This is a genomic window from Alteromonas portus, assembly GCF_005117025.1.
Lineage (GTDB): Bacteria > Pseudomonadota > Gammaproteobacteria > Enterobacterales > Alteromonadaceae > Alteromonas > Alteromonas portus.
On sequence record NZ_SWCO01000005.1, the window covers coordinates 197,617 to 223,588 of the forward strand.

General features: G+C 44.6%; 25 protein-coding genes. 14 read left to right on the forward strand and 11 right to left on the reverse strand.

The window, feature by feature from the left end; genetic code table 11:
* Positions 1 to 113 precede the first annotated feature (113 nt).
* Together E5672_RS08825 and glnA are read right to left on the reverse strand one after the other, a co-directional pair.
* On the reverse strand, positions 114 to 758 hold the full coding sequence (locus E5672_RS08825) for a DUF4124 domain-containing protein (RefSeq protein ID WP_240692215.1): 645 nt from the start codon (positions 756 to 758) through the stop codon (positions 114 to 116).
* A 235-nt stretch (positions 759 to 993) separates the two neighbouring features.
* Positions 994 to 2,403 carry a glutamate--ammonia ligase gene (gene glnA, locus E5672_RS08830; protein WP_136781862.1) on the reverse strand — a complete coding sequence of 470 codons (1,410 nt, stop codon included), beginning with the start codon at positions 2,401 to 2,403 and terminating at the stop codon, positions 994 to 996.
* Between the two features lie 456 nt (positions 2,404 to 2,859).
* On the opposite strand from glnA, the gene typA reads away from it, so the two are divergent.
* The 3 genes from typA to E5672_RS08845 all read left to right on the forward strand — a co-directional run bounded on the left by typA (position 2,860) and on the right by E5672_RS08845 (position 6,883).
* Positions 2,860 to 4,692 (forward strand): translational GTPase TypA, encoded by a 1,833-nt coding sequence (gene typA / locus E5672_RS08835; protein WP_049588246.1) that lies wholly within the window; start codon positions 2,860 to 2,862, stop codon positions 4,690 to 4,692.
* 371 nt (positions 4,693 to 5,063) lie between these two features.
* The gene (locus E5672_RS08840; protein WP_136781863.1) at positions 5,064 to 5,441 is read left to right on the forward strand and encodes a response regulator; all 378 of its coding nucleotides are present in this window, start codon (positions 5,064 to 5,066) and stop codon (positions 5,439 to 5,441) included.
* Positions 5,442 to 5,707: 266 nt separating this feature from the next.
* Positions 5,708 to 6,883 (forward strand): MalY/PatB family protein, encoded by a 1,176-nt coding sequence (locus tag E5672_RS08845; RefSeq protein WP_136781864.1) that lies wholly within the window; start codon positions 5,708 to 5,710, stop codon positions 6,881 to 6,883.
* 215 nt (positions 6,884 to 7,098) lie between these two features.
* Here the strand turns inward: E5672_RS08845 and E5672_RS08850 are convergent, their stop codons facing one another.
* Positions 7,099 to 8,295, reverse strand: coding sequence for an Nramp family divalent metal transporter (locus E5672_RS08850; protein WP_136781865.1), 1,197 nt, complete (start codon positions 8,293 to 8,295; stop codon positions 7,099 to 7,101).
* A 252-nt stretch (positions 8,296 to 8,547) separates the two neighbouring features.
* Between E5672_RS08850 and E5672_RS08855 the strand changes: the two genes are divergently transcribed.
* On the forward strand, positions 8,548 to 9,249 hold the full coding sequence (locus tag E5672_RS08855; protein WP_136781866.1) for a UPF0149 family protein: 702 nt from the start codon (positions 8,548 to 8,550) through the stop codon (positions 9,247 to 9,249).
* 60 nt (positions 9,250 to 9,309) lie between these two features.
* On the opposite strand, the gene E5672_RS08860 is transcribed toward E5672_RS08855, so the two are convergent.
* The 3 genes from E5672_RS08860 to E5672_RS08870 form a co-directional block, all read right to left on the reverse strand.
* Positions 9,310 to 9,501, reverse strand: a complete 192-nt coding sequence (locus E5672_RS08860) for a hypothetical protein (RefSeq protein ID WP_136781867.1) — start codon at positions 9,499 to 9,501, stop codon at positions 9,310 to 9,312.
* A 191-nt stretch (positions 9,502 to 9,692) separates the two neighbouring features.
* Positions 9,693 to 10,121, reverse strand: a complete 429-nt coding sequence (locus E5672_RS08865) for a CopD family protein (protein ID WP_136781868.1) — start codon at positions 10,119 to 10,121, stop codon at positions 9,693 to 9,695.
* 1 nt (position 10,122) lies between these two features.
* Positions 10,123 to 11,799 (reverse strand): chloride channel protein, encoded by a 1,677-nt coding sequence (locus tag E5672_RS08870; RefSeq protein WP_136781869.1) that lies wholly within the window; start codon positions 11,797 to 11,799, stop codon positions 10,123 to 10,125.
* 106 nt (positions 11,800 to 11,905) lie between these two features.
* Here E5672_RS08870 and E5672_RS08875 point away from each other — a divergent pair, with 106 nt between their 5' ends.
* Positions 11,906 to 12,613, forward strand: a complete 708-nt coding sequence (locus E5672_RS08875; RefSeq protein WP_136781870.1) for a DUF6776 family protein — start codon at positions 11,906 to 11,908, stop codon at positions 12,611 to 12,613.
* 57 nt (positions 12,614 to 12,670) lie between these two features.
* Here the strand turns inward: E5672_RS08875 and E5672_RS08880 are convergent, their stop codons facing one another.
* Together E5672_RS08880 and azu are read right to left on the reverse strand one after the other, a co-directional pair.
* Positions 12,671 to 13,906: a putative manganese transporter gene (locus E5672_RS08880; RefSeq protein WP_136781871.1), complete on the reverse strand. Its 1,236-nt coding sequence runs from the start codon at positions 13,904 to 13,906 to the stop codon at positions 12,671 to 12,673.
* 76 nt (positions 13,907 to 13,982) lie between these two features.
* The gene (gene azu / locus E5672_RS08885) at positions 13,983 to 14,432 is read right to left on the reverse strand and encodes an azurin (RefSeq protein WP_136781872.1); all 450 of its coding nucleotides are present in this window, start codon (positions 14,430 to 14,432) and stop codon (positions 13,983 to 13,985) included.
* 190 nt (positions 14,433 to 14,622) lie between these two features.
* Between azu and E5672_RS08890 the strand changes: the two genes are divergently transcribed.
* The 5 genes from E5672_RS08890 (at position 14,623) to minE (ending at position 18,718) form a co-directional block, all read left to right on the forward strand.
* Positions 14,623 to 14,961 (forward strand): hypothetical protein, encoded by a 339-nt coding sequence (locus E5672_RS08890; RefSeq protein ID WP_136781873.1) that lies wholly within the window; start codon positions 14,623 to 14,625, stop codon positions 14,959 to 14,961.
* A gap of 151 nt (positions 14,962 to 15,112) precedes the next feature.
* Positions 15,113 to 16,486 (forward strand): class II fumarate hydratase, encoded by a 1,374-nt coding sequence (locus E5672_RS08895; RefSeq protein ID WP_136781874.1) that lies wholly within the window; start codon positions 15,113 to 15,115, stop codon positions 16,484 to 16,486.
* A gap of 352 nt (positions 16,487 to 16,838) precedes the next feature.
* Positions 16,839 to 17,618 carry a septum site-determining protein MinC gene (gene minC, locus E5672_RS08900; protein ID WP_136781875.1) on the forward strand — a complete coding sequence of 260 codons (780 nt, stop codon included), beginning with the start codon at positions 16,839 to 16,841 and terminating at the stop codon, positions 17,616 to 17,618.
* 30 nt (positions 17,619 to 17,648) lie between these two features.
* Positions 17,649 to 18,458 carry a septum site-determining protein MinD gene (minD, locus tag E5672_RS08905; RefSeq protein WP_014950573.1) on the forward strand — a complete coding sequence of 270 codons (810 nt, stop codon included), beginning with the start codon at positions 17,649 to 17,651 and terminating at the stop codon, positions 18,456 to 18,458.
* Entirely contained in the window at positions 18,458 to 18,718 is a 261-nt protein-coding gene (gene minE, locus E5672_RS08910) for a cell division topological specificity factor MinE (protein ID WP_014950572.1), read from the forward strand. The genes minD and minE overlap by 1 nt, the downstream gene beginning before the upstream one ends.
* A 48-nt stretch (positions 18,719 to 18,766) precedes the next feature.
* Here the strand turns inward: minE and E5672_RS08915 are convergent, their stop codons facing one another.
* A complete protein-coding gene (locus tag E5672_RS08915; RefSeq protein ID WP_136781876.1) occupies positions 18,767 to 19,600 on the reverse strand; it encodes a polyphosphate kinase 2 family protein in 834 nt (277 codons plus the stop codon).
* Positions 19,601 to 19,892: 292 nt separating this feature from the next.
* Between E5672_RS08915 and erpA the strand changes: the two genes are divergently transcribed.
* Complete coding sequence (gene erpA, locus E5672_RS08920) at positions 19,893 to 20,237, forward strand: iron-sulfur cluster insertion protein ErpA (protein ID WP_014950570.1); 345 nt, start codon at positions 19,893 to 19,895, stop codon at positions 20,235 to 20,237.
* A 182-nt stretch (positions 20,238 to 20,419) separates the two neighbouring features.
* Complete coding sequence (locus E5672_RS08925) at positions 20,420 to 20,992, forward strand: glutathione S-transferase family protein (protein ID WP_136781877.1); 573 nt, start codon at positions 20,420 to 20,422, stop codon at positions 20,990 to 20,992.
* Positions 20,993 to 21,064: 72 nt separating this feature from the next.
* Here E5672_RS08925 and E5672_RS08930 read toward each other — a convergent pair whose 3' ends face one another.
* Positions 21,065 to 22,057 carry a D-2-hydroxyacid dehydrogenase gene (locus E5672_RS08930; RefSeq protein WP_136781878.1) on the reverse strand — a complete coding sequence of 331 codons (993 nt, stop codon included), beginning with the start codon at positions 22,055 to 22,057 and terminating at the stop codon, positions 21,065 to 21,067.
* A 155-nt stretch (positions 22,058 to 22,212) separates the two neighbouring features.
* On the opposite strand from E5672_RS08930, the gene E5672_RS08935 reads away from it, so the two are divergent.
* Both E5672_RS08935 and E5672_RS08940 read left to right on the forward strand, forming a co-directional pair.
* Positions 22,213 to 24,024 (forward strand): trans-sulfuration enzyme family protein, encoded by a 1,812-nt coding sequence (locus E5672_RS08935; RefSeq protein ID WP_136781879.1) that lies wholly within the window; start codon positions 22,213 to 22,215, stop codon positions 24,022 to 24,024.
* Positions 24,025 to 24,225: 201 nt separating this feature from the next.
* Positions 24,226 to 24,672 (forward strand): SRPBCC family protein, encoded by a 447-nt coding sequence (locus tag E5672_RS08940; protein WP_136781880.1) that lies wholly within the window; start codon positions 24,226 to 24,228, stop codon positions 24,670 to 24,672.
* A 97-nt stretch (positions 24,673 to 24,769) separates the two neighbouring features.
* Here the strand turns inward: E5672_RS08940 and E5672_RS08945 are convergent, their stop codons facing one another.
* Complete coding sequence (locus E5672_RS08945) at positions 24,770 to 25,891, reverse strand: alkene reductase (RefSeq protein WP_136781881.1); 1,122 nt, start codon at positions 25,889 to 25,891, stop codon at positions 24,770 to 24,772.
* Between the last annotated feature and the right edge of the window lie 81 nt (positions 25,892 to 25,972).

The following is a 25,972-nucleotide window of genomic DNA, read 5'->3' on the forward strand; positions in this document are numbered from 1 at the left end:
GCACTATAATTGTGCATTGTAGCTTGCAATGCTGCGTTACGCGAATAAAGAGCTCAAGAAGAAATGTTCACTGAACCTCTATGGTGCGCATACATAACAATGGTTGCACGCTATTAGTTATTAATTAACGCCGATGCCTGATGTAGGTAAAGGGTTTGTACTGGAGACGATGCAAGAGTCTTGCCCGTATTGTTGGTTAGTTCAACTTTATAAGTGTGTGCCCCACGATGGATACCAGATAGTTTAAAAACACCTGAACTATTGCTAACTAATGGGGCGTCATCAAATATTAATCGGTAGATTGGCGCTTTCTGTGCACCAGGTTGTGCGGCAGAGATTGTGATTTCACCCAAATTATTTCGAATTGTCGCTTCTGGTGCAGGAGATTTTATTACTACGCGATAATTCGGTTTTGGTGCTACAGGCTTGGGTGACGGAAGTGGGGAAACCTTAGGCGCGGTTACGACATTTTGTGTCTTACCATCGAACGCTAATGGCTCTGCATTTCTCTGTGGCTTATCGGTGTAAGTCACTACGCCGTCTTTTCCAATTACCTTATAGATTGTCATTTTAGAAGAAGAGGTTGCAGCGGTAGGGGTGCTAGCACTCTGTGGTGCTACATTATTTTGTGAGTCTTTTTGTGTTTCCTGCAGCGTAATCTGTCGTTCGCTATCTTGATTAAGCGCAGCGGCTTGTGGTGAAAGCAACCCATAACAACTAACTGATAGCAGTGAAATTAAGCAGAAGTTTCGCGTCATCTTTTGCACGTGTTATTACCTAATTAACCTGTTTTGAAGGGTGCTAACTGATTACCATGGCTTATCGCATATGTGATTGGCTAATTCAGAATAGATGTAGCATGCAATGAAATATACCGAAAACGTAATCTTTGTAAGTACTTCTTAATAATGAATAAGGACATAGTAGATAATTAGCGCGCATAAAAAAAGCCCGCATTGCGGGCTTTAGTATAAATCGCTATACAGAGTGAAATTACACGCTGTAGTACATGTCAAACTCAACAGGGTGAGTAGTCATGTTAAGTTTAGTTACTTCTTCAGACTTAAGGTCGATGTATGCATCAATCATGTCGTCAGTCATAACGCCACCGGCTTTAAGGAAGTCACGGTCGTTATCAAGAGCTTCAAGCGCCATTTCTAGCGAGCTTGCAACTGTTGGAATTTCAGCAGCTTCTTCTGGCGGTAGGTCGTACAAGTCTTTATCCATTGAATCACCAGGGTGGATCTTGTTCTTAATACCGTCGATACCTGCCATAAGCATAGCGGTGAACGCTAGGTATGGGTTAGCTGTTGGGTCAGGGAAACGTACTTCAATACGACGTGCTTTATCGCTAGTTACGTGAGGAATACGAATAGACGCAGAACGGTTACGTGCAGAGTATGCAAGCATTACCGGTGCTTCGAATCCAGGAACTAGACGCTTGTATGAGTTAGTAGAAGCGTTAGCAAACGCGTTGATTGCACGCGCGTGCTTGATGATACCACCAATGTAGTAAAGTGCTTCTTCAGAAAGACCTGCGTACTTGTCACCTGCAAAGATGTTTACGCCATCTTTAGAGATAGATTGGTGACAGTGCATACCAGAACCGTTATCGCCAACAAGCGGCTTAGGCATAAAGGTAGCTGTTTGACCGTATGCATGTGCAACGTTGTGAACAACATACTTGTAAACTTGGATTTCGTCAGCTTTCTTAACTAGCGTATTGAATTGGCAAGCAATTTCGTTTTGGCCAGCAGTTGCTACTTCGTGGTGGTGCGCTTCGATAACAAGGCCCATCTCTTCCATAACTAGACACATTGCAGCACGGATATCGTGAGCAGAGTCTACTGGAGGCACTGGGAAGTAACCGCCTTTAACGCCAGGGCGGTGTGCCATGTTGCCGCCTTCGAACTCTTCGCCCGAGTTCCACTTAGCTTCAGCAGCGTCGATCTTGTAGAAAGAGCCCGCCATGTCAGTGTGAAAGCGTACGTCATCAAAAAGGAAAAACTCTGGCTCTGGGCCAAAGAAACATGTGTCACCGATGCCAGTTGATTTTAGGAATTCTTCAGCACGACGAGCAACTGAACGTGGGTCACGCTCATAACCTTCCATTGTAGAAGGCTCAACCACGTCACAGCGGATATTTACTTGAGTTTCTTCAGCGAAAGGGTCAACTACGCAGCTGTCAGCATCTGGAAGAAGAACCATGTCTGATTCGTTGATGCCTTTCCAGCCAGCGATTGAAGAACCGTCGAACATTTTACCTTCTTCGAAAAACTCTTCATCAACAACGCTCGCAGGGATAGATACGTGTTGTTCTTTACCCTTGGTATCGGTAAAACGTAAATCTACAAACTTCGCTTCACTTTCTTTAATCAGCTCTAATGCCTTTTCTACTGACATCGTGTCCTCCAGGTTTAATGTAAAAATGCGGAATGATCAGCTTCACTCCAACAGTGGCAAAAGTGAAAGCGATTATCATGCCATCTATATGTGTGCCGATTTCTGTGGCATAGACGGCCATCTATCACTTCCATTTGAAATAAAATGCACCACAATGATGCAGTGGTGCACCATTGTGGTGTTTTTGCTCAGTTGTACGTCAATCAGCCTAGATTACTTTGTAATGTATAGCCACCTATTATGATCAATTCAGTGCAATAGCATTGTCTATTTGTTAATCAAGTGTTGGAAAACCAATAAAACTCGTTTCCATTAAAAAAAAGATGCGCAAACGTCGTGGTTTTTCTGTACAATCCGCGCAAATTTCTCTATCTGCATTTTTTTGCAACAAATCTAACGCATACTCCTTTCCACTGAATTGAAGTAGACGTTGATTTACACAGGCTCTATATAAGCATGAATACCACTGATATTAATAAATTGCGTAATATCGCAATCATCGCCCACGTTGACCACGGTAAAACCACCCTGGTAGACAAACTGTTACAGCAGTCTGGCACCCTTGAATCTCGAGGCGAGCAAGAAGAGCGCGTAATGGACTCGAACGACATCGAGAAAGAACGTGGCATTACCATCCTAGCTAAGAACACAGCGATTAACTGGAACGACTACCGTATTAACATCGTAGATACTCCAGGACACGCTGACTTCGGTGGTGAAGTAGAGCGTGTAATGTCGATGGCTGACTCTGTACTTCTACTTGTAGATGCGCAAGAAGGTCCGATGCCACAAACTCGTTTCGTTACGCAAAAGGCATTTGCTCAAGGTCTTAAGCCAATTGTTGTTATCAACAAAATCGACAAGCCTGGTGCGCGTCCTGACTGGGTTATGGATCAAGTTTTCGACCTATTCGACAACCTAGGTGCAACTGACGAACAGCTAGATTTCCAAGTTGTTTATGCGTCTGCACTTAACGGTTGGGCATCACTAGACGCAGATACTAAAGAAGACGATATGACGGCGTTGTTCCAAACTATCGTTGACCAAGTTTCTCCACCTGATGCAGATATCGATGGCGCATTCCAAATGCAGATCTCTCAGCTTGACTACAACTCATACGTGGGTGTAATCGGCGTAGGTCGTGTTAAGCGTGGTTCTGTTAAGCCTAACCAACAAGTAACGGTTGTTACTGCCGATGGCAAGAAGCGCAACGGTAAAGTTGGCTTGGTATATGGTTATCTTGGTCTTGCTCGTCACGAAGTTGAATCTGCGCACGCGGGTGACATCATTGCAATTACAGGTCTTGGCGAGCTTAAGATCTCTGACACAATCTGCGACGTGAACACAGTAGAAGCGCTTCCTCCACTAACGGTTGACGAGCCTACAGTAACCATGACGTTCCAGGTAAATACGTCACCGTTTGCAGGTAAAGAAGGTAAGTACGTAACTTCACGTAACATCCTTGAGCGCCTTAAAGACGAACTAGTTCATAACGTTGCACTTCGCGTTGAAGAAATGCCTGATCCTGACAAGTTCCGCGTATCTGGTCGTGGTGAACTTCACCTTGGTATTCTTATCGAGAACATGCGTCGTGAAGGTTACGAGCTTGCAGTGTCACGTCCAGAAGTAATTCTGAAAGAAGTTGACGGCGCAACGCAAGAACCATATGAAACCTTGACTATCGACTGTGAAGAGCAGCACCAGGGTTCAATCATGGAGCAGCTTGGTCTGCGTAAAGCGGAAATGACTGATATGTCTCCAGATGGTAAAGGTCGTGTACGTATCGACTTTATCATTCCAAGCCGTGGTCTAATTGGTTTCCAAACAGAGTTCATGACGTTGACGTCAGGTTCTGGTTTGCTATACCACACATTCGATCACTATGGTCCGTACAAAGGCGGTATCATTGGTAAGCGTAAGAACGGTGTACTTATTGCCAACGCAAATGGTAAAGCACTAACTAACGCGCTGTTTAACCTTCAAGAACGCGGTCGCCTATTTATCGGTCACGGTGTTGAAGTTTATGAAGGTATGGTTATCGGTATTCACAGCCGTGACAACGACCTTACTGTAAACGCGCTTAAGGGTAAGCAGCTTACTAACGTTCGTGCATCAGGTACTGACGAAGCGCAAACACTTGTTCCGCCTATCAGAATGTCACTTGAGCAAGCGCTTGAGTTCATCGATGACGACGAACTAGTAGAAGTTACGCCTGAGTCTATCCGTATTCGTAAGAAGCTTCTTACAGAAAACGAGCGTAAGCGTGCATCACGTGCGCCTAAGTCTTAATTTTTTCTAAGACTTAAATCGATTTTAAAAATGCCAGCTTCTGCTGGCATTTTTTATTTTATTTCCTGAAGAATTTTGCCTGAAAATTTTCAAATCGTGTAACAACTTACACACCGCCACTCCTATTAAAAAAGCTGCTTTTTAGCATTATCATCGAAACGTTATAAAAAGTTTAAATATCGACCAAAGGTTAGTGGTTAAAAGCGTTCAGAGACTCTATGCTTGAAAATATCAGTCCGTATAGATCAATACTCGCTCAGCGAGAGTGAGCATTTATCTATGCGGATTGGTATAATTGACTGATGCCTTAACACGCAAGCTAAGTCGTTGTAATATTTACATCTAATGACCTAACAAAAAGGGGAAGGGTAGTGTTTTCTGTAGCAGTAGTAGAAGATGATCCTATCACGCTTGACCTTATCACTGACGCGTTGGAAACGCAGTTAGACGCTACCGTATATCCGTTCACGCGTAGTAAGTTTGCAAGGGATTTTTTGCTGCAACAAACCGCGGAATCTATCAGCTTGATCATCAGTGACCAAGTAATGCCGGATTATGATGGACTGAGTCTTCTAAAAACTTGTCAGTCGTCGGGTTTAAATGTTCCATTTTTACTCATTACTGCCGACCCCAATAAAGAGTTAGTGATAGAAGCGCGTAAGCTGCAAGTCACCGGTTTTTTGGCTAAGCCACTCAATATGGAAGAGCTAGTTCAAAAATCGAAAGAGGCGGTGTCGCACGCCAGCTAAGCCTACAGGTTGTTTCACATTTGATGTATCGCACGTTAAATGTATGCATGTGGGTCAAAATCGACTTTGGAGTTAATTCTATCGATGTAAAACGCGATAGGTACAGCAAAGTACGTAATATCTTTGATTTTATTGAAGTGTTACTTTATCTCTAATTAAGTACATTTCGATATAGCAAATTCGAGTTAATTCATCTCACGCCCCTAGTTTATGAGGCGCTAAAATTCTACACTGTTGGCATAAGTTTTTATGCAACAGGATGTAATGTGAGCGCCTTATTCGATAATACCCCACCTAGAAAAGACACGTTTTCGTTTAAATGGCAAAAGTACAAAGGAAAAGACATCATTCCTGCGTGGGTTGCTGATACCGAGTTTCGTTGCGCGCAGCCAATTCTAGACGCCATTTCGGGTCAGGTTGAACATGGCAACATGGGTTACATACTGCCCGCACATCACGAAGGTGCCATTCAGGCTGTAGTGAGGTGGCTTAAAGATAAGCATAGTTGGGAAATTCAACCCGAGTGGCTAGTGTGGACTCCTGGCGTTGTGCCAGCGTTTAACGTAGCGTGTAAAGCGTATTGTGAACCCGGTGATAAAGTACTTATTCAAACACCTAATTATCCGCCTCTACTGGCTGCCCCAAGATTAAATGGTCTTGAACGAGTAGATATAGGCACGGTAGTGCAAAATGCCGACGGCACGAGTTCTGATAATATTTCAGGTGTAGAAGGTGCGCGCTATACGTTAGATTTTGAGGCGTTAGAAAGAGAAGCTGCCGATCCTAAATGTAAGCTATTTATTCTTTGTAACCCGATGAACCCGGTAGGTTCGGTGCTTAGTAAAGCTGAATTAGATCGCATTGCTGAGATTTGTAACGCGAACAACGTTAAGCTTTGCTCTGATGAAATTCACTGCGACCTTATTCTAGAAGATGGCAAACAGCACATACCGGCGGGCCGCGAGTCCAATCTTGCTGAAAATAGCGTTACGCTAATGGCTGCCAGTAAAACATTTAATATTGCTGGCTTAGGTACGTCTTTTGCCATTATTCCTAATCGTCAACTGCGTCAGGCATTTACCAACGCCGCCGCGGGCATCGTACCTTGGGTTACTGTATTGGGGTTAGCGGCAACAGAAGCAGCATTCACACAATGTGACGAGTGGCATCAGCAGCAACTTACCTACTTGCGTGAAAACAGAGACATGGTGTTTAACACAGTAAACAGCATTGACGGCCTTAAAATGCTAAAGGCTGATGCGACGTTCCTTGCGTGGGTCGACGCCAGCGGGCTAGGTGTAGAAAACGTTCAGCAGTGGGCCGAAGAGAAGGGCGTAGGTCCCTCACCAGGCATCGACTTTCACAAGGCAGATCATTTCAGAATTAACTTTGGCTGCAGTAAAGCGATGCTCCAAGATATTCTTCAACGCCTCGCCAGCTAAAAATTGGGGTCAGAGTACTTTTTCAGCCCCAAAATGGGGTCAGAGTACTTTTTGTAACTACGCTTTCTATTAAAAAGGGCCAAAGTATTACTTTGGCCCTTCTCATATGCAGTTATTTTGTTAGTAACGAAATTTCACTGTTACCTGCGAGTGCACACTGCAAAGCTATACAAAGGAAGAAAGTTACTCTGACCCCATTTTTGCCATTTTTGAGATTAGCTAAATACGCCGATTAATTTATACAAACCCAGTCCAATTACAGTACCCACTACTAGAAAGCCTGCTAGGTTACTTTTCCATGTGTTTCTAAATTCACCCAAGGCGGTGCTTTTATTCATAACGACCAGTAGAAATATGGCAATGATTGGCAGTAAAAGTGCATTAGTCGCTTGAGCAAACAAGATGGCGGGTAGGGGCTTAAAGCCAAGTGCTGCAACACTTACACCTACAATAATTATGATAAACCATACCGCTTTAAAGCCCTTGCTTTGCATATCGTCAGAAAGCCCCAGCGCTCCTGTTACCGCATAAGCGGCAGCTAGTGGAGCAGTGATAGCGCTGGTCAAGCCTGCGGCGAACAATCCTAGTGCAAAGAACCACTGGGCTTTGTCACCTAACACAGGTTTAAGCTGCTCGCCCATGTTTGAAGCGTCCATAGTGGCAGCCTGATTGAAGAACGCCATCATTGCTGTTGCCATTACAATAAGCGTAATAAGCCCACCCATGCTAATAGCTTTAGCTGACTGGTTTCGGCACGCCACAACTGCTTCTTGTTTATCTTGGTCTTTCGATGATTTTGCTACCAGACTAGCGTGAAGAAACAAGTTGTAAGGCACTATGGTGGTACCAATGAGGGCAAGAACCGTCGTAATAGCATCTGCATCTAGTTTTGGTGAGGTGAATTGACTAAACATGGCAGCAATATCAGGTTTGGCTACCAACAGCGTCACTAAAAACACACCAGCCATGATAAAGACCAGATACACTAGTACTGTCTCTATCCACTTATAGCTGCCCGACCAAAGTAGAACAATAGCAATAGTACCCAAAATGCTGGCCCAAGGGCCTATACCTATGTTGATAAATGCGTCTAGGCCGATTGCAGCGCCGGTTAAGTTACCTGACTCGTACGCAGCATTACCAATACCAATAGCACTGACAATAAGAACGATAAAGGCGTTCTTAAGCCATGGCTTGTAAGCCATATCTTTCATTGCACTGGCTAGGCCTTGGCCGCTGGCCACACCTAAACGCGCTGCCATGTCTTGCAATACTATGGTTGCGAATATGGAGAAAAGGAGCGCCCATACTAGGTGAAAGCCAAAGTTTGCACCTGCCAGACTTGCCGTAGTTACTGTTCCAGGGCCAATAAAGGCGGCCGCGATGATGTATCCTGATTTATCTTTTGCCATTGCAACGACTCTTAGTTAAGTTTTGCTATCATGACAATAGGTAGGCGAGCACGCAACAGTACCGCTAAACCAATACAGTAACAGATTGGTTTTAAACCTATTGTCGCGTACCCAGTTTAGAAGTTTGTTGTTTACTCTTTACCTTATTTCCCATTATTTTGGGTAGATAAAAGGTTACAAAACATGCCTCTACAAAGTGGCCGCGCAGACTACCGCTTCATAAAAGAGAACGCAAATTAAAATAGGATGGTAATGGTGAAAGATGGGTTTCCAATAAACACAATCAGCGATATTGTTTCGCATCCCAGTTTCGAAAATGTGCTTCCGGATGCTTATTACGTAGATGGAATGATCTTTGCCGTTGCCTCCGCACCAGAAATTCCCATGCCCGAACAGTGGATGCCTTGGCTCATACAGTCAAGTGATAGCCACCTTGTAGACAAAGACGTAGATAGGCTTGCCGACACCTTAATGAATGGCTTGCGGGCGCATTTAGATTTTATGCGTCAGGAAAAGTCGCCCATACCCAGTGAATTAACCGTTGCGATAGAGGTACAAGGTGCGACGAGGCCTTCAAAAGAATTAGAAAGCTGGCTAAACGGGCTTTTACACGTGCACAAGCAATTAGAGCCAGTGTGGCAAAATGCATGGAACCATTGGGAAAAACATATAGAAAAAAACAAGGCGAACAAGAACGAGCGCAATAATGACGAAACTGAACATACAGAGCCAGCAGAAGCTCGTTTGTCTCGATGTTTAAAGCTTTTCTCAACGCTCGCTAATTTTGAGCTGGCCTTGTCTTACAGAAACGATAATCAAGCTGATCAGCTTGAACGCAATATAAATATGCTTGTTAAACAAATTCCTGCAATGTTGGCAGATTACACTAAGTTATCAGGGGAGCTTGCAGGTGCATTACCCAATCAATTTGAAACCTTTAACAAAATAACTTAGTGACTAACTGAGCGCCATTGAACTGAAAGGAAAAATAAACCACACAACGCTAAACCAATTTTAGCGTTGTCTCTGCTGTTGGTGGCGTTGATTCAACGTGTGTTTAAGCGAAGCGGTGTAGCTATCTAGCTCTAGCTTTGCTTTTTCGTATTGCTCATTAAGTAGCCGCGAAGCAGGCTCTCTCATAAGCGCTTTAAAGGCTATATCGGTTTGCCTTAACAAGTGCTTGAGGTGTTGATTACTGTCATCCATGGTGAATATTCCGATAAAAACAATTCAATAAACCCGAAGTACAGCAAACTTCGGGCGGCTATGTGCAATGCCTACAACACGCTCTACATTACTTTTCAAAAACTTTTTACATCACACTGCAGTACAAATTCCTTCAGTACTGACTTCCTAATTTATTTACGCTTGCCGGTTAAGTTTGGTTCGTTGTTAACTTATAACGGTTTTACTACGGCCAAGCATACGATAGCCAGGATAATCAACACTGGGGCTTCATTTAAAAAACGGTAGAAGCGCGGAGTGTGTCTATTTTCATCCCGTGCGAATTGCTTCATTAACTTAAACAAATAGAAGTGGTAACCGTAAATAGCAAGCAATAGCAGCAACTTTATATGAAGCCACCCCGACATTTTAAACCAAGTACCACCATAGCTGACAATAAGGGCAACGCCGAACACCAAAGTTAATAAGGCGAATGGAGTTACAAAGAACCAAAGTCGGCGTTCCATGACCTTAAATTCGTCTTTTACCACTTGAGACTTGGTCGTTGCATGGTAAACGAAAAGTCGCGGTAAATAGAAAAGCCCTGCCATCCAAGCTAACATAAAAAAGATGTGCAGTGCTTTAAACCATAATATGTACATACTAATAATGAGCCTTCTGTAAGAAGCTTTGTAAGATATTCCACGTCACTACGCCAATGATATCGTTAAGCTCCTGATCGTAAATATAAACTGCGCCAGAGCGCGAATTTTTAAGATGTTCGTACACTTCATGCAAAGTAGACTGCGCATCAATGCCTTCCATTTCATAATAGTTTAACGCTGTTGCATCGTGTTCTAAACTTACATTGTATTGGACCAGCTTATACTGCACATCTATTTCAAATTTTGACTTCTGAATGACAATTTTTGTCGGATCGCTTTCTAAGTAATTGATTAAAGCCTGTTCTGGCGCATCGTGAAATAGCTTGTAATCTGTATTCATTGCCGCAAGCACACCTGTCTTTTCAAGGGCTTCACGAATAGATGAGATAGCATACGGGAGGTTCTGATAGTCAAGCTGACGTATGAAAATGGAACGGTTGCCAAAAAACTGTGTCGAAGTTACGTATGCGGGCACAATTACCAGCATGGCTGGCAGAATGATTTGAGGGCTGTACGACAGCTCCATAACTGCAGAAAGCGCCGCAAGAGGGGCATGCAATACGGCAGTCAACATGCCAGCTATGCCCAATAAGGCGAAGCTGTTGGTAAATTCGGGTACATTAACGAAGTACGACAATGGCAATAGAAGTACAGCGCCAGCGAGCATGCCAATGACCATAACTGGGCCAATAATCCCGCCCGGAATACCAAGGCCAATAGCAAACACTGCCAAGATAACTTTAAACACCAAGGTAGAAACCAACAAAAGCGCTCCGGGCGAGCTATCAAATAAGTGCTCAACATCAATAAAGTTGGCGCCAAGGGCTTCAGGTATAAACATTCCGATGGTGCCTGTAATTAGCGCAGCAAGTATTAAGCGCCACACCATAGAAACCGGCCTGAACCACGTCATTACGCGCATTAATTGGCTATTAAATAAGACCGCCAACATGCCTAGAAGAATGCCTAATAACACTAAATAGAAATACATCCACTGGCTAAATGCATTAAACGATAAAAATGACAGCTCGTTTATCTCTCCAAAGACAATGCGAGTGAGTACAGAGCCACAAGCAGCTGCTAGCATAACGGGAACAAAAATATGTATTTTGTACTCTCTAAGCACCACCTCCATAACGAAAATTACAGCAGCAAAAGGTGTATTGAATGATGCCGAAATCCCCGCTGCAATGCCGCAGCCGGCAAGAATTCGAATGCTGTTATAAGGTAAGCGAAGCCATTGCCCTAGGAAACTACTGCCTGATGCCCCCAAATGAACGGAGGGGCCTTCTCGACCAACAACGAAACCGCCGGCAAGAGCTAGCATGCCTCCAAAGAATTGGTTAATGGTGGTTCTAAATGGGATATGACCGTAATAGTACTTCACTCTGTGAATAACAAAGGGAATGCCCAAACGGTAGTGCTTGAAGCCGGTAAGAAAGGCGATAAATAAAATTAATCCTACACTGATAAAAGGCATGATAAGCCAAACTAACCAGTCGTAGGCTAGAACCGATTGAAGCGACGTAACGCCCGTTTCTTGTAGCCATTCTACGCACAGCCGAAACAGTATAATGATAAACGCCGCACAGGTTCCCCCTACAATGCCCAGCATGCACAACTGAATGGATGTGCGTGGATGAGCTACTTCCTCTCTTAAAGCCTGCAAGCGCATGTTGTGGTACAGTAGATTAACGTAAAGAGAAGCTTACCATAAACACCTAAAATTCATAATGTTTAGAGCGCCTTAGCGCGTGGTGTTTTTTGTTGAAGTAGAAATCATGACGACAGATCAATTAAAAGAAGTATTAGGCAACTACAAATGGACACTGTTAGTGGCGTTTATCATGTTTGCCATGGTTGGGTTTGGCTACAAGTTAGCGCGAATTCTTGATGAAGGCGACAGTAAAAGAGTACAGGCTCAGCAAGAAACGATTGCCTTATTATCAGAAGAAAACAATGCGTTAACCACAAAAGTAAATCAGCTTGAAGTCGCCATGGAGCTTTCCAAACTTGAAGCAGAGAATATTACTAATACGTTAAGTGAACAGAAAAAAGAGCTTGAGGCCCAGCAAGAGCTTTTAAGTTTCTACGAAAGGGTCATGGCACCAGAGAAAACCGACGACGGCTTTGCTATTGAAGGGGTAGAGGTTTTTAAATTAAGCGAAAATACTTATCAACTCAGGTTGGTTTTACTGCAATCTAAACAGAAAAAAGCAGTGATAAATGGCAATTTAGATATCGCGGTTGTGGGTACACGAAACGGTAAGCCCATTACGCTTAAATCCGGTGAGTCGAACGTACTTGCTGAAGACGTTAAATACCGTTTTCGCTTTTTCCAAGCGGTAAATGTAACCCTCACTATCGAAGAAAACATAGACGTCGAGTCCATTGCCTTTTCAACCACTGTCTATCAATATAAAACTCGTAAAGGAAACTATGAGATAAGCGTGCCGTGGAATGAAGCACTCTCTGTCGAATTAGAGTAATGGTTGTGAAGCGACACTACTTTAGCCGGTAATTTAAACTTTAAAGCGTCGAAAGCCTTATTCAAACAAATACCAGTAGCCATAACCCACAAGAAACGCAGGAATAGCAGAGTACACGGTGGCAATAAGTGCTGCTTTGGGGGAAAGGGCAATGGCGGGAAACAAAGCGTCGCCGTCATTACTTATTGCATTGCCGAGTTGTGCGGAAAATGGAACTGCGCCGTTAAGGTATAAGCTGGTTACCAATATCTGTGGACCGCAACCAGGTAAGAACCCGATGACAATGGCTAAGCCAACTAAGCCGGGACCCATGGATTGAAGCAGCCCTGGAATGTCTAGCCCAAACCAGACTACAGACAGCTCGAACACAAGAAAAGCGAGTACTACCCATGCCAAGACAAACTGCGTGTCTAAGGCGGCTTTCTCTTGCCATTTAGGGGGAGGCGGAGTTATATCTTCTTTTGTAATCGAAGCGTATCCGTTTCCTGAACCGCATAAAGACCACAGGGCAAGACTCGAAACACATAGCGATGCGCCAATCAGCGTTAGGGTATTCTCACTGATAGCAAGGTAGCTGTGTATGGGAAGTTGAAGCGCCAGGCCAAGCGCAATCGCCAACGAGGGTAAGCTCGCAATCATCCAGAATACTTTAGAAAGTGATATGGCTTTGTTGCTCACTGCTTTTGGGTTATTGCAGTTTTGCGATTGTTGAAGCGCACCATCGGCTTCAGGGGCTTTGTAATTATGAAATTTGTTGACCACCAACCCCGTCATTGCACCCACCGTGACGCCGACGGCCATTACGGTTAAAGCATCAAAAGGCGCTTGGGCGAGTAACAGAAATGCGGCATCTCCCATAGTGCTGGTTAGCACTGCTACCACGGCTCCGAAGCTTGTTACACCTCGCGTGTACTGAGTGACGACGATAATAGCACCGCCGCAGCCTGGCAGCGCACCAAGTAGGGCAGATAATCCCACCTCATGTACAGGGTGCGCTTTCATATAATTGCCAATGGTTTCGGCTGAAACGCGCAACGTGGCGACGTAATAAAGCGCAAGCGATGCATAAACAAACGCTGCCACTTGAAAAAATGCATCTGACAACACCGACAAGGTAACTGCCCGGGTGCTGTTATAAGTAAGAAGAATGGCTATAAACAGCGGCATCAAAAGCCGTTTGTTTGCTAAGTGAGGAATAATCCTATTTCGTGATAGGGCGTCAGAAATAGAAGGTAAGTGCTTATACCGGACCACCGCCTTAGCGCTTTTTGATGTGTGAGACGCCGTATTCATTGCAACTACACCCTCGACTTACTGTTATTCATTTTTAAGGCGTGCCGAAAACGACACGCCTTGGTATTGCAACGCCCTAGCTTGAAAGGGTAACCGTGCCTTTCATGACGCCGATGTGACCGGGGAATGAACAGAAAAACATGTATTCTTCATCCTTACTTAACCCTTCAACAGAAAAGGTTGTGGAAGTCTGCTCGCCGCCGCCAATAATGTCAGTCGCGCCAATTACACGCTCATCGTTTGGCTTTACGTAATTGTTGTCTAAACCTGCACTCATGCCGTCTGTTGCCACAGCTTGTCCATTAGCCTTGGTTGTCATTACCCAGTTATGGCCCATGGCTTGTTTAGGCAATTGTCCTGTGTGTTTAAGAGTCACGGTAAATTCACTACAGCTTGCAGGAATAACCACATTTGACGTGTTGAACTGCATGGCATCGTTTGATTCCACAGTCACTTCGCATTCGTTAGCAAATGCACTTGAGGCCATAAGGAAAAGGGTGGCGCCACCAAGTAACTTTTTGATCATAAAAAATGTCCTTTGAATGTTGATTAACTTTACCTGCAGGAGGTATTAGATGATTCAATTTTCATTACGAAAAAGAATAGCACCGGATCATTGTAAATGCTAACGATTATCATTTATATTAAATTATTGTGTAGAACAAGCTCTTTTGTATTTATCGAGCTTTTTATTTTTAGATGCATGAGGAATGCATATGTCTTCGATACGACATACAGCTCAACGCGTTCGAATTGGATACAAGGACGATGTGCTGAACACTGTGTTTTTAAAAAATTATCTAGATGGCGTGACTTGTGTTGCTAATTTATTGCTACGCGATAGAGATAAATTTTCGGTCTATAAAAATGCGGTTGAGGTGCTTTATGAAACCGTGTGCGATCCACTAGTTGGTCGGCAATGGCGACGGGTGTGTTTAGATCACTTATACAAGCCGTTGCTTAAAGCCGAATGCTACGCGCATAACGAGAGTGATCGAATTGAGCTTGCGAGAATAAAAATAGATATGAATACGCGAAGGCCTGTTGACCTTTGATGTTCAGCAAAGAGCAACAGGCCCTAGTACCCATTCTTTACAATTCACTGTCTAGGGTGCAGTGCTTTAATGCCATCAGCCTTAACAGGGCTCTGATGAAAGCGTGTTAATCACGCTGAAAATTAGTAATACCAACACAAGGAAACGAGTCATGACAGCAACACGCACAGAACGCGACAGCATGGGCGAGCTACAGGTCCCCGAAAATGCACTCTACGGCGCTCAAACACAGCGTGCCATTCAAAACTTTCCTGTAAGTGGGCAGCGCATGCCAGAAGCCTTTGTGCGCGCGTTGATCACTGTAAAAAAAGCCGCGGCACAAGCAAACATGAAACTCAAGGTGCTGGGCAACGATCGCGGCCAAGCCATAGTTCGAGCCTGTGATGAGCTGTTGGCTCTTGATGATGTAATACAGCACTTTCCTGTTGATATATTTCAGACTGGCTCAGGTACTAGCACAAACATGAACGCCAACGAGGTCATTGCTCGATTGGCTTCTCGTTATTCAGGCGAAGAGGTTCACCCTAATGATCATGTGAATTACGGGCAAAGTTCAAATGACGTCATTCCTACCACCATTCACGTTAGCGCAGCTATTGCATTGTCAAATGAGCTTATACCGGCCATTGAAGGTTTGGTTAGTATTATTGAAGTTAAGGCAAAGTCGGTAGCGCAATTTTGTAAAACGGGGCGCACTCACCTTATGGATGCTATGCCTGTGGGCATGGATCAAAGTTTACTGGCATGGGCATCTCAGCTTAAGCAGCAGCTAAAAAACCTACGTGCTGTGCAGCCAGCTATTCAAACCCTTGCCCAAGGAGGCACTGCGGTGGGAACAGGTGTAAACGCCCATGCAAATTTTGCTACGACATTTTCAGATACACTAGGGGAGCTGACCGACATTGGGTTTAAGCCCGCTGACAATTTCTTTGCATTGATTGGCTCGCAAGACACAGCTGTGACGCTTTCCGGTGCGACAAAAAGTTTAGCCGTCACCCTTATGAAAATTGCTAATGACTTGCGCTGGATGAATTCTGGGCCTTTAGCCGGTTTAGGTGAGATTGCGCTGCCTGCGCTGCAGCCAGGTTCATCGATTATGCCCGGCAAGGTAAACCCGGTTATTCCAGAAGCGGTGGCGATGGCTTCAGCACAGGTAATAGGTAACGATACGGCCATTACTGTAGGCGGACAGTCTGGTAACTTTGAACTAAACGTAATGCTACCTATGATTGCTAGCAACTTGCTTTCAAGTTTGTCGCTAATGACCAACAGTGCAACGCTTATCGGCGAGCAGGCGATAGAAGGCTTCACTGTGAATCAAGACAACATTGAAGCGGCGCTTTACAGAAACCCTGTACTTGTCACTGCACTTAATCCTGTCATTGGCTATGCAAAAGCCGCGGAAATCGCAAAAGCCGCTTACAAAGAAAACAAGCCCGTTATAGATGTGGCCGAAGCCATGACAGATATCCCCAGAGGCGAGCTAGAATCATTACTAGACCCTAAAAAACTCACAACGCCTTAGACGCCGTGAGAAAACCAATATGAAAAAAAAGTGCGATCTACGATCGCACTTTTTTTGTTTTGAAAGAGGCGGATAAAAATCAATATGGCTCACCTAGTGCTTTTACAATTCAGACTTGATTAAAAACCACTCAACGATTGGCACGTTCTTGGCTTATTCTAGGTCTATTATCAGAGTAAAACGTGTTTTAACCAGTATACAGTTGCTGTATGCGAACGGGTTTTTTGATACAGTGACACAATAAATTATTTGTACAGCTGCGTAAGACAGCAACAAACACTAGCGCTAATAGGCTTTACTTCAAAACATGGCTTTTGCTATGGGAAAAGTAACGCCTTTTCGGGAAGAAAAAATGACAGAAACTTGCTTTCGCATGAAGGGCACTACGCTCACCAGTATTGTGTTAGAAGTAATAGATTTTGAGCCAGATAACTTTGAAGCTCAGTTATCTCAGAAAGTCGCGAGCGCGCCACAGTTCTTTACCCGTTCCTCACTGATTTTGCATTTAATGAAGCCTTTATCTGCCACAGAGTTCGAGCTGCTGGTGGCGCTTTGTCGCCGATTGCAATTACAGCCCATGGCCGTGAAAGGTGAGGTGGCAGAGCTGAAGCCCACTATCAATGATTTGGGGTTAGCCGATGTAAGCCAAAGCAAATTTACAGACAGCGCACTTCGTTCGAACAAAGCGAGCGGAAGTGAAAACAATAATGGTAGCGGCGAAAACGCGTCTCAAACCGCACAACAAGTGCAAACCGCTTCTGCGCCTAAAGCTGAAACGGCTCCTGCAGCCGCACCATCGCTTAAACCTGCCAAAGTGATTAACCGCCCAGTACGTTCTGGTCAGCAAGTCTATGCTGAAGGCGGTGACTTGGTGGTAACGGCTTCTGTAAGCGAAGGCGCTGAACTGCTTGCCGATGGCAATATCCATGTTTACGGTACATTGCGTGGGCGTGCGTTAGCTGGCGTAAAAGGCAATACGGGAGCCCGTGTATTTTGCCAGTCGTTAGACGCGGAACTTATTTCAATTGCAGGGCAATTCATTATGCATGAAACCGTGAAGGGTGAATGCTGGAAGAAACCTGCACAAGTATATTTAGAAGAAGAAACATTACGTATAGAGCCGTTGGCTTAATGCTTTGTACGCACTAATAGGAAAGAATAGATGGCAAAGATTATCGTAGTAACCTCAGGAAAAGGTGGTGTAGGCAAAACTACATCGAGTGCAGCAATAAGTACGGGGCTTGCGTTAGCAGGCCATAAAACGGTAGTCATCGACTTCGATGTGGGCTTGCGAAACCTTGACCTTATCATGGGGTGTGAACGCCGCGTTGTTTACGATTTCGTAAACGTCATTAATAAAGAGGCCTCACTTAAACAGGCGCTAATTAAAGACAAAAGAACGGAAAACCTTTTCATTCTTCCGGCATCGCAAACTCGCGATAAAGACGCCCTTACCGTTGATGGTGTGCAGGCCGTATTAGACGAGCTTAAGAAAGACTTTGAGTTTATTATCTGTGATTCGCCTGCGGGGATTGAGCAAGGCGCACAAATGGCGTTGTATTTCGCTGATGAAGCCATTGTGGTTACTAACCCTGAAGTGTCGTCTGTACGCGATTCAGATCGTATTTTGGGTATTCTTCAAAGTAAATCTATGCGTGCAGAAAAAGGCGAACCGGTTAAAGAACACCTTTTACTAACCCGCTATAACCCAAGTCGTGTTGAAAGCGCTGAAATGCTTAGCGTTGCAGACGTTGAAGAAATTTTGGCGATTCCACTATTGGGCGTTATTCCAGAATCTGAAGCTGTGCTTAAAGCATCGAACCAAGGTCAGCCGGTTATTCTTGACGAAGAAGCTAATGCAGGACAAGCTTATGCTGACGCTGTAAAACGTCTGCTAGGCGAAACTGTTCCTCATCGTTTCCTAGAGGCAGAGAAGAAAGGGTTCTTTAAGCGTCTGCTAGGAGGGAAGTAATGGGAATTTTCGACCTGCTCAAAAAGAAGCAAAAGCCGAGCACTGCGGCAGTAGCCAAAGAGCGGTTACAGATTATTGTTGCGCATGAGCGTAAGAAACGGACAGAGCCCGATTACTTGCCAATGATGCAGCAGGAAATTATTCAGGTAATTCGCAAATACGTGACGATTGCTGACGATCAAGTATCGGTGCAGCTAGACAATAATGATGATTGCAGCGTACTTGAATTGAACGTGACTTTGCCAGACAGCAATAACTAGGGCGTATTCGCTTAAGTAGTTATGGCTGCCTGCCAGGGTTATTTTACCTTAGTCGTTCAGTAGGTCTTCATCAACATCAAGTTGTTTGGAGGCCAGCGCTATTAAACGCTCGTCAAGTGGAGGCGGAGAGATATCTACGCCTTCACTAAGCTTTGCGATAACAGCGTCAAGTACGTTCACCCTTGCTTGCCACTTAAATTCCCCGTTAATTACATGCCATGGCGCATAACCTGTGTGGGTGTGCTTAAACATATCATTTGTAGCCTCGATATAGGCCTTTCGCATCTTACGATTATGTAAATCTTCTTCGGTTAACTTCCAGCGCTTGAAAGGATTGTGCAGCCGCTCTTCAAACCGCTCGCGCTGCTCGCGAGAGGATATATGCATAAAGAGTTTGATAATACGAACCCCGCTGTCACTCAGCGTTTTTTCAAATGCGTTTATTTCTTCATAACCGCGCTGCCATACCTCTTCATCAACCAACTTATCTACTCTTTCTACAAGCACTCTTCCGTAGTGTGAGCGGTCAAATATTTTAATTGTGCCGGGGGAGGGGATGTGTTGCCAAAAGCGATAGAGAAAGTGTTTGTCTTGGTCTTCTTTTGCGGGCTTTGCCACAGGAAATACACTCACGCCACGAGGGTCTAACTTCTCTGTTATACGCCTTATAGCGCCACCTTTTCCAGAGGCATCCCATCCTTCAAACACAATAAGCGCTCGCTTTTTCTGATGAAAGTAAGTCTGCTGTACGTGAAAGAGCTGTTCTTGCTGTCTTGTTAACGCTTCTTTGTATTCTTCCTTGCTCGCAAAACGAGACTGTCCGAAATCGTCATATAGGAAAGGAGTGGAAGAAGGTAACTGGGTATTGTTGGGGTTGTTCATTTTCCGCTCCTTGAATTGTACTTCTGTGTTTGAAAGCATTGATTACAGTTTAAATCATATATTACGGCGTGTCGGACTCTGCTGCAAAAATGCTCAGTAAAGCTCACAGGCTTTGGTCTTACCCAGTGCAGTTAAGTTTGTTGCCTCAACCAGCCATTTACAGGCATTGTGATGGTGAGGCTATAACTTGAATCGTTAAGTTTTGCCCCAATAATTGCTAACTATCCGCAAGTATTAGATAATTGCGACTAAGCACAAAGTGCGAAAGCACGAGGTTAATGTAGAGGTGGGTATGTCTGTAGAAACGGCGTTGCCAATTGAGTTTTCAGACGCTGCAGCAGCGAAAGTGAAAGCCCTTGTTTCAGAAGAAGAAAATCCTGATTTAAAATTGCGTGTATACGTAACAGGTGGTGGTTGTTCAGGTTTCCAATATGGTTTTACGTTCGATGAGAAAGTAAACGAAGGCGACATGACCATTGAAAAAGACAGCGTAACCATGGTTGTCGACCCGATGAGCCTACAATACTTAGTAGGTGGGATCGTCGATTATGTAGATGGTCTGGAAGGTTCACGGTTTTTAGTTCAAAACCCTAATGCCACAACGACCTGCGGCTGTGGCGCAAGCTTTAGCGTTTAGAGCTTTCGTCACAAGCGAATTTTATTTTAGGCGTTTACTACTGAACGTTTAATGCAGACACGATAGGCATACACCGCATCATATTGTATGTCTGTCGGTTGTCTTGCCTTCAACACTTCCTTTTATTTTCAAATTCTGGCTACACTGATTTCATCAAACGATCATGGTTTAGGACAGCGTTTATGAAATTATATGGCTCTACTACTTCTCCTTATGTACGCCGCATTCGCATCGTACTTGCGTCAACAGAACATGAATTTTTAAATCTGCAAATCTTCTCAGGTGCAGATCGCGAATTGCTTGCTTCTCGTAACCCGACTCTTAAAGTCCCTTGTCTTGAAGATGACGGCCAAATGGTTTTCGATTCTCGCATTATTTATAACTACCTTGCAGATAAGCTTGACCATGACGGCTTGAGCTGGGAAGAAGAGAATCAACTCACGCTAATTGATGCGGCCAACGATTCCTTTGTTCAGCTTATGCTACTGAAGCGTTCAGACTTTGATATTAGCGAAGACAAAATGTATTACCGTCTTCAAAACGAGCGAATTGACGCTGTGTTAAGTGCGCTTTCAGACCAGCTTGAAGCGGGGGGATTTAGTGGTTGGACTTATCCGGAAATCTGTCTGTATAGCATGATTGATTGGGTACTTTTCCGCGAGTTACACAGCATGAAGGAATATCCTCAGTTGTTAGCCTTTCACGAGAAGCACCACGACCGAATTGAGATAACGGCAACTGATCCTAGAATTTAAGCGCCAGCGTAACCAGCTACAGACAGGCTGTATTTTAGCCTTGAATGGATGACGGGAAGGGCTATTTAAACGCTAATAGCCCTTTGCAAAATCAAACTGGTAATTAAGCGATTCACCGTTGATGTGACGCAGCGCATTTTCTAAAAACACGTCAGCCACGTCGCTTGGCTGTGACTCAGCTGCAGTGTGCGCAGTTACCGAAATTCTGGGGTGTCGCCAAAACGGATGAGCGGGATCGAGGGGCTCGTTACGAAATACGTCCAATACTGCATGCGCCAATGCGCCGCTGTCTAAGGCTTGTAAAAGGGCATCGTCGTCAACCGCGCTGCCTCGCCCTGCATTAATGAAAACACTGTGGGGCTTTAGCCCATTGAAAAATTCGTGAGAAAGCAGGTTTTGCGTAGATGGCGTGTCGGGCATTAAGTTCACCACGTGGTCACATGCTTTGGCAAAGGCTTCTATAGTGTCCGGGGTGTAAACAGTATGGGCACCCTTCACGGCTTGCCCACTTCGGGTTAAACCCACAACCTTCATTCCGAATGCCTGGGCAACGGGGATCAATGCTTGCCCAATACTACCTAGACCAGCAATGCCTAGTGTTTGCCCATTTAGCGGCATTCGCTTTGATGCTTCCCATATAGGTTGTTCGGCGCGCTGGTGTTGCTCAAAAGCCTTTACGTTTCTGGCATGCCCAAGCAGATACGCAAAAACATATTCCCGCATTAGCTTTCCGAAAATTCCTTTTAGCCCAGTGAGTATGTAGTCATTTTTATTGGCATTAAGAAGTGGTGCGTTGCCAGCCCAAGTAGACTGACACCAAATCAGCGCTGAACATTTATCAATAATTCGGGATGCAAGGTCGGGGTCGGCAAGCATCACTTCAACGGTTCCTGCATCAACTTCTTCTGGGCGGTGGGTTACTTTTTTTAACGTTAAGCGCGGCCGACCGTCAGGGCCTACGAAGTCGTTGTTATCTGCTAGTTTATGTTGCAGCGCTTCGGCAATTTCATTGGCTTCATCGCTTAAAATAGTTAACTCGATACTCTTTGAATCCCTTGCTGTCATTCGCTTAACGCTCCTCAAGTAAACTTTTCTTTCCTCTGTTTAGCTACACAATCGTTGCGCAAACTGTTCTAAAAGTGTGATTTAAGTTTTACATTTTTGTAAACGGTGTTGGTGTTATGTACATACACCTGAAGTCAATTTGCAACGGAATCGCTATGCAGTCAGAAAATAAATTCCAAAACTCAACCGATGTTGATGTAACGCTCGCTAAAGTGCTTTCACCTAAGCGTAACACAACCCAAGCGAAAACCACGCAAGCGTTAGTTGAGGAACAATTATCTCACTTCGGTATAAGCGCACAAAGCGACTACGGTAGGGCACTCGCTAATACCGCCCATCACTTATATGGTGCACAGGCCAGCGTTATGCAATTGTGGGACATCACGAGTAATACTCTTCAAGGGCTGGATAAAGAAGATAGGCTAGCCTACTTCAACGCTAAAAAGTTTTTGTCTTTTCAAATTGCTAAAATATTGGATACGTTGCAGAACCCATTTCGTGCCACATATCAAAGCTTGTCCAGTGGTAATGGGTCGCAGGGGCATTATCCGCTGTTTGACAACGTAACGGCACTGTTTTCTGCAACACCCGTGGTAGTAAGAACCGCGACTTATGTGTATGCCTGTACTGAATGGGTAGACGATGCGTTTCAAGGAAAGGAGTTTACCCACCAAATTTATTCGCGATTGTTAAACCCTACTAATATCTCTCTTGCTAATGCCATTGTAGATATGGAAGCGGGGCCTTACGCTGCCGAATATTTAGCATGGAACTTTAACTCGGGCATGGCGGCAATCGATGCCTGTTTATCAAATGTGCTAAGTCATGGCGATGTACTTATTGTTTCTAGGAACGTATACGGTGGGGTGTACCAGCTACTTCATGATTATTTCGCCCGCAGCAACCGAATGGATATTCAAATTGCGTGGTTTGATGGTTACGATGCGCAAAGCTTTGCTACATTTATGCAGCAAACCAAGGCCGAGCATGCCTCACGCTTAAGTAACGGTGCAAAAATGCACGTGTATTTAGAGTCGCCATGTAACCCACATGGCTACGTATTAGATGTGCCTGGGATCTGTGAACTAGCGCATGCACAAAATGCGTTAGTAATGTTGGACTCTACGCTTGCTACGCCAGTACTGCATCAACCGCTTCAGCACAAAAATAAAGCCGCGCGACCCGACTATGTCATTCACAGTTACACCAAAGACTTGTGTGGCAGTGGCGCTACCACCGCGGGCGTTGTGATAGGCGAGGGACACCGCATGTTCCAGCCAAAAGGTAGCTCAGCAAACGGCGTTGATTGGTCAGAAACCATGTTCTGGGATGTGTACTACATTAAAGGCGCGTTTTTAGATTCTGAAAAGGCCTTTGATGTACTAAATGGCATGAAGACTCTTGAACAGCGTATGATGACGAAGGTAATCAATACAGAAGTTTTTACCGCATTTTTGAATGCTCACGATCAAATTCGCGTTAACTGCCACGCGTTGCCTGAACACGGTAATGCTGGATTGCGTGAAAAACAGCATACACACGGTTGGCCCTGTACTTTGTTCACTGTCGACATGGCACCGGCGAACTTAGCTCGCGATGTATTTGTGCGATTCTTCGATGCCCTAGAACCCGCATTTAGCCATCAAGTGAGTATTGGGCAAAACAACACAATTATTTTGTGCCCAGCGTTGACGTCTCACTCTGAACTCAGTAGCGACGAGCAGAAAAAAGCGGGGATTGAACTTACCACTATGCGAATAGCCATGGGCACAGACAATGTTAAACAGCTCATTGCCCACTTTATGCTTGCAGCCAAACACTTCATTGAGCCGCATGCCCCCGGATTTTGCGAAAAGTTCATGGCAAACACCGATATCGACAATCTTTATTTATCGGTGAGTGAAAGAGTAAGTTCACAGCACTTTGGCAGCAAAGCCAGTATGGATTCACTGATGAAAGGTGAATAGGTTCATTTTTTAGCTCAAGAAGTTGCTTTGGGCTGTCGATAAAAAATGTTGAGGATGTTCTCCTTCTCCCGGGCCTTTCCTTACGCGGGCTCGGGATTTTTTATTTTCTGGCTAACGTAAACAGCGCTAATGCGCTTTTACCTTTGTTATAAAGTAAGATAAACATAAACCCTTAACATATAAAATATCTAAGGCGGCTTTATGCACGAGTTTAAAATTGATGTAACGCTAGATGCATCATTGCCCTTTGTTTTTGCAGCATTTCACGAGCCCGAATATCTTAGTGAGTGGTTCGCACCGGGAGATTGTTCGGTCACGCAAATCATGAGTGATTTCAAAGAAGGCGGCCGCTATCGAATAAAAATGATGGAGCCCAGCGGTATTGAAATGTCATTGACCGGTGAATATGTGACTATTCTAGCGAACGAGCAGCTGTCGTTTTCTTGGGCGTGGGAAGATGATATTGAAGAGTCTGTCATGACTTCGGTGGACATTCATTTCGAAAAGACCGAAGAAAACAACGCACGGCTTGTGCTTATTCAGCAGGGCTTTTTGAATAAGCAAGAGTGCGATCAGCACAACTACGCGTGGATGTCGTGTTTAGAAAAACTTGCGGTGTTAGCCGCTAAGAAAAAGTCGTTTAGCTAGCCCTCACAATTGAGAGAATGCATAAGCGCTGCGCATGGTGATTTTGCTAGCAACACTTATTAAAAAGGGCAGAGAAGTAAGCTCTGCCCGTACGAGTTTAAGTCAGCGATGTCATGGCGTCTTTTCCGCTTTGTTCTCGGTATGTGTCAAAATCGTTGTAGCCTTCTTCACCGCCTCCGTACCAAGCAGACGGATCGTCAAATGACGTTAGTGGGTAGTTATGCTTGAAGCGAGTAGGAAGGTCTGGATTTGTGATCCATGGTCTTCCGAACGCAATCATGTCACCATCACCGTCAGATAAACGTTTTTCGGCTTCTTCTTTAGTGTAGCCACAGTTCCCAATAAGCATTCCGTCGAAGAGGGCCCTAAACTCAGCAAGGGTCATTGCTTCTCCGCGTTCATGAAAACCAAAAGCCAAGCCATCCATTACGTGCAAATAGCCTAGCTCTAACTTATTGAGTTGCTGGGCTACATAGGTAAAGGTTTCACGAAAATCGTCGGCTCCCATATCGTTAAACGCGCCGTTAGGCGATAATCTCACGCCTACATGCTCTTTAGCCCAAACGCTCAATACGGCGTCCATCACCTCGGCTAAAAATCGATAGCGGTTATCGATACTACCACCATAATTATCGCTCCGCTGATTACTTCGGCTGTCTAAAAATTGGTTAATAAGGTAGCCATTGGCCGCATGAACTTCTATGCCGTCAAACCCTGCTGCCTTGGCGTTTATGGCTGCCCTTTTGTAGTCTTCAACAGTACGTTTAATATCGTCATAGGTCATGGCTTGGGGCACTTCATAGGGTTTTTTACCCTTTGGAGTATGAATTTCATCCCCTTCAATTTTTATTGCTGATGCCGACAGAGGAAGGTTGCCGTTGTGAAAGTCGCTATGTGATGCACGCCCTGTATGCCAAAGCTGTAGAACAATTTTTCCGCCGGCTTCGTGCACACGGTTGACCACCGAGCGCCATCCTTCAACCATCTCGTCAGTGTAAATTCCAGGGGAATCTACCCAACCAATGCCCTCTTCAGAAATGGCGGTTGCCTCAGTAATTATAAGCCCTGCATCAGCACGCTGAACATAATGATCGCCCATAATTTTATTAGGTACGCGATCAGCGCCTGCTCTGCCTCTTGTCATTGGCGCTAACACCATGCGATTTTGCAATGTATTACCGGCCCAACCAAACGAGCTAAAAAGTACTGAGTCTGTCATTTCAATCCCCATATAAATTACCTAAAAACCTAGCTTAAACTACCTTTAAACGCGTTGAGAGCTAGGTGCTTCGAGAGCTAG

Coding starts and splice junctions, on each gene's coding strand:
- minE (WP_014950572.1), top strand. CDS start 18,458: ATGGGAATTTTCGACCTGCTCAAAAAGAAGCAAAAGCCGAGCACTGCG.
- E5672_RS08825 (WP_240692215.1), bottom strand. CDS start 758: ATGACGCGAAACTTCTGCTTAATTTCACTGCTATCAGTTAGTTGTTAT.
- E5672_RS08865 (WP_136781868.1), bottom strand. CDS start 10,121: ATGTACATATTATGGTTTAAAGCACTGCACATCTTTTTTATGTTAGCT.
- glnA (WP_136781862.1), bottom strand. CDS start 2,403: ATGTCAGTAGAAAAGGCATTAGAGCTGATTAAAGAAAGTGAAGCGAAG.
- typA (WP_049588246.1), top strand. CDS start 2,860: ATGAATACCACTGATATTAATAAATTGCGTAATATCGCAATCATCGCC.
- E5672_RS08925 (WP_136781877.1), top strand. CDS start 20,420: ATGAAATTATATGGCTCTACTACTTCTCCTTATGTACGCCGCATTCGC.
- erpA (WP_014950570.1), top strand. CDS start 19,893: ATGTCTGTAGAAACGGCGTTGCCAATTGAGTTTTCAGACGCTGCAGCA.
- E5672_RS08945 (WP_136781881.1), bottom strand. CDS start 25,891: ATGACAGACTCAGTACTTTTTAGCTCGTTTGGTTGGGCCGGTAATACA.
- E5672_RS08890 (WP_136781873.1), top strand. CDS start 14,623: ATGTCTTCGATACGACATACAGCTCAACGCGTTCGAATTGGATACAAG.
- E5672_RS08860 (WP_136781867.1), bottom strand. CDS start 9,501: ATGGATGACAGTAATCAACACCTCAAGCACTTGTTAAGGCAAACCGAT.
- E5672_RS08880 (WP_136781871.1), bottom strand. CDS start 13,906: ATGAATACGGCGTCTCACACATCAAAAAGCGCTAAGGCGGTGGTCCGG.
- E5672_RS08915 (WP_136781876.1), bottom strand. CDS start 19,600: ATGAACAACCCCAACAATACCCAGTTACCTTCTTCCACTCCTTTCCTA.
- E5672_RS08855 (WP_136781866.1), top strand. CDS start 8,548: ATGGTGAAAGATGGGTTTCCAATAAACACAATCAGCGATATTGTTTCG.
- minD (WP_014950573.1), top strand. CDS start 17,649: ATGGCAAAGATTATCGTAGTAACCTCAGGAAAAGGTGGTGTAGGCAAA.
- azu (WP_136781872.1), bottom strand. CDS start 14,432: ATGATCAAAAAGTTACTTGGTGGCGCCACCCTTTTCCTTATGGCCTCA.
- E5672_RS08935 (WP_136781879.1), top strand. CDS start 22,213: ATGCAGTCAGAAAATAAATTCCAAAACTCAACCGATGTTGATGTAACG.
- E5672_RS08895 (WP_136781874.1), top strand. CDS start 15,113: ATGACAGCAACACGCACAGAACGCGACAGCATGGGCGAGCTACAGGTC.
- E5672_RS08940 (WP_136781880.1), top strand. CDS start 24,226: ATGCACGAGTTTAAAATTGATGTAACGCTAGATGCATCATTGCCCTTT.
- E5672_RS08930 (WP_136781878.1), bottom strand. CDS start 22,057: ATGACAGCAAGGGATTCAAAGAGTATCGAGTTAACTATTTTAAGCGAT.
- E5672_RS08875 (WP_136781870.1), top strand. CDS start 11,906: ATGACGACAGATCAATTAAAAGAAGTATTAGGCAACTACAAATGGACA.
- E5672_RS08850 (WP_136781865.1), bottom strand. CDS start 8,295: ATGGCAAAAGATAAATCAGGATACATCATCGCGGCCGCCTTTATTGGC.
- E5672_RS08870 (WP_136781869.1), bottom strand. CDS start 11,799: ATGCGCTTGCAGGCTTTAAGAGAGGAAGTAGCTCATCCACGCACATCC.
- minC (WP_136781875.1), top strand. CDS start 16,839: ATGACAGAAACTTGCTTTCGCATGAAGGGCACTACGCTCACCAGTATT.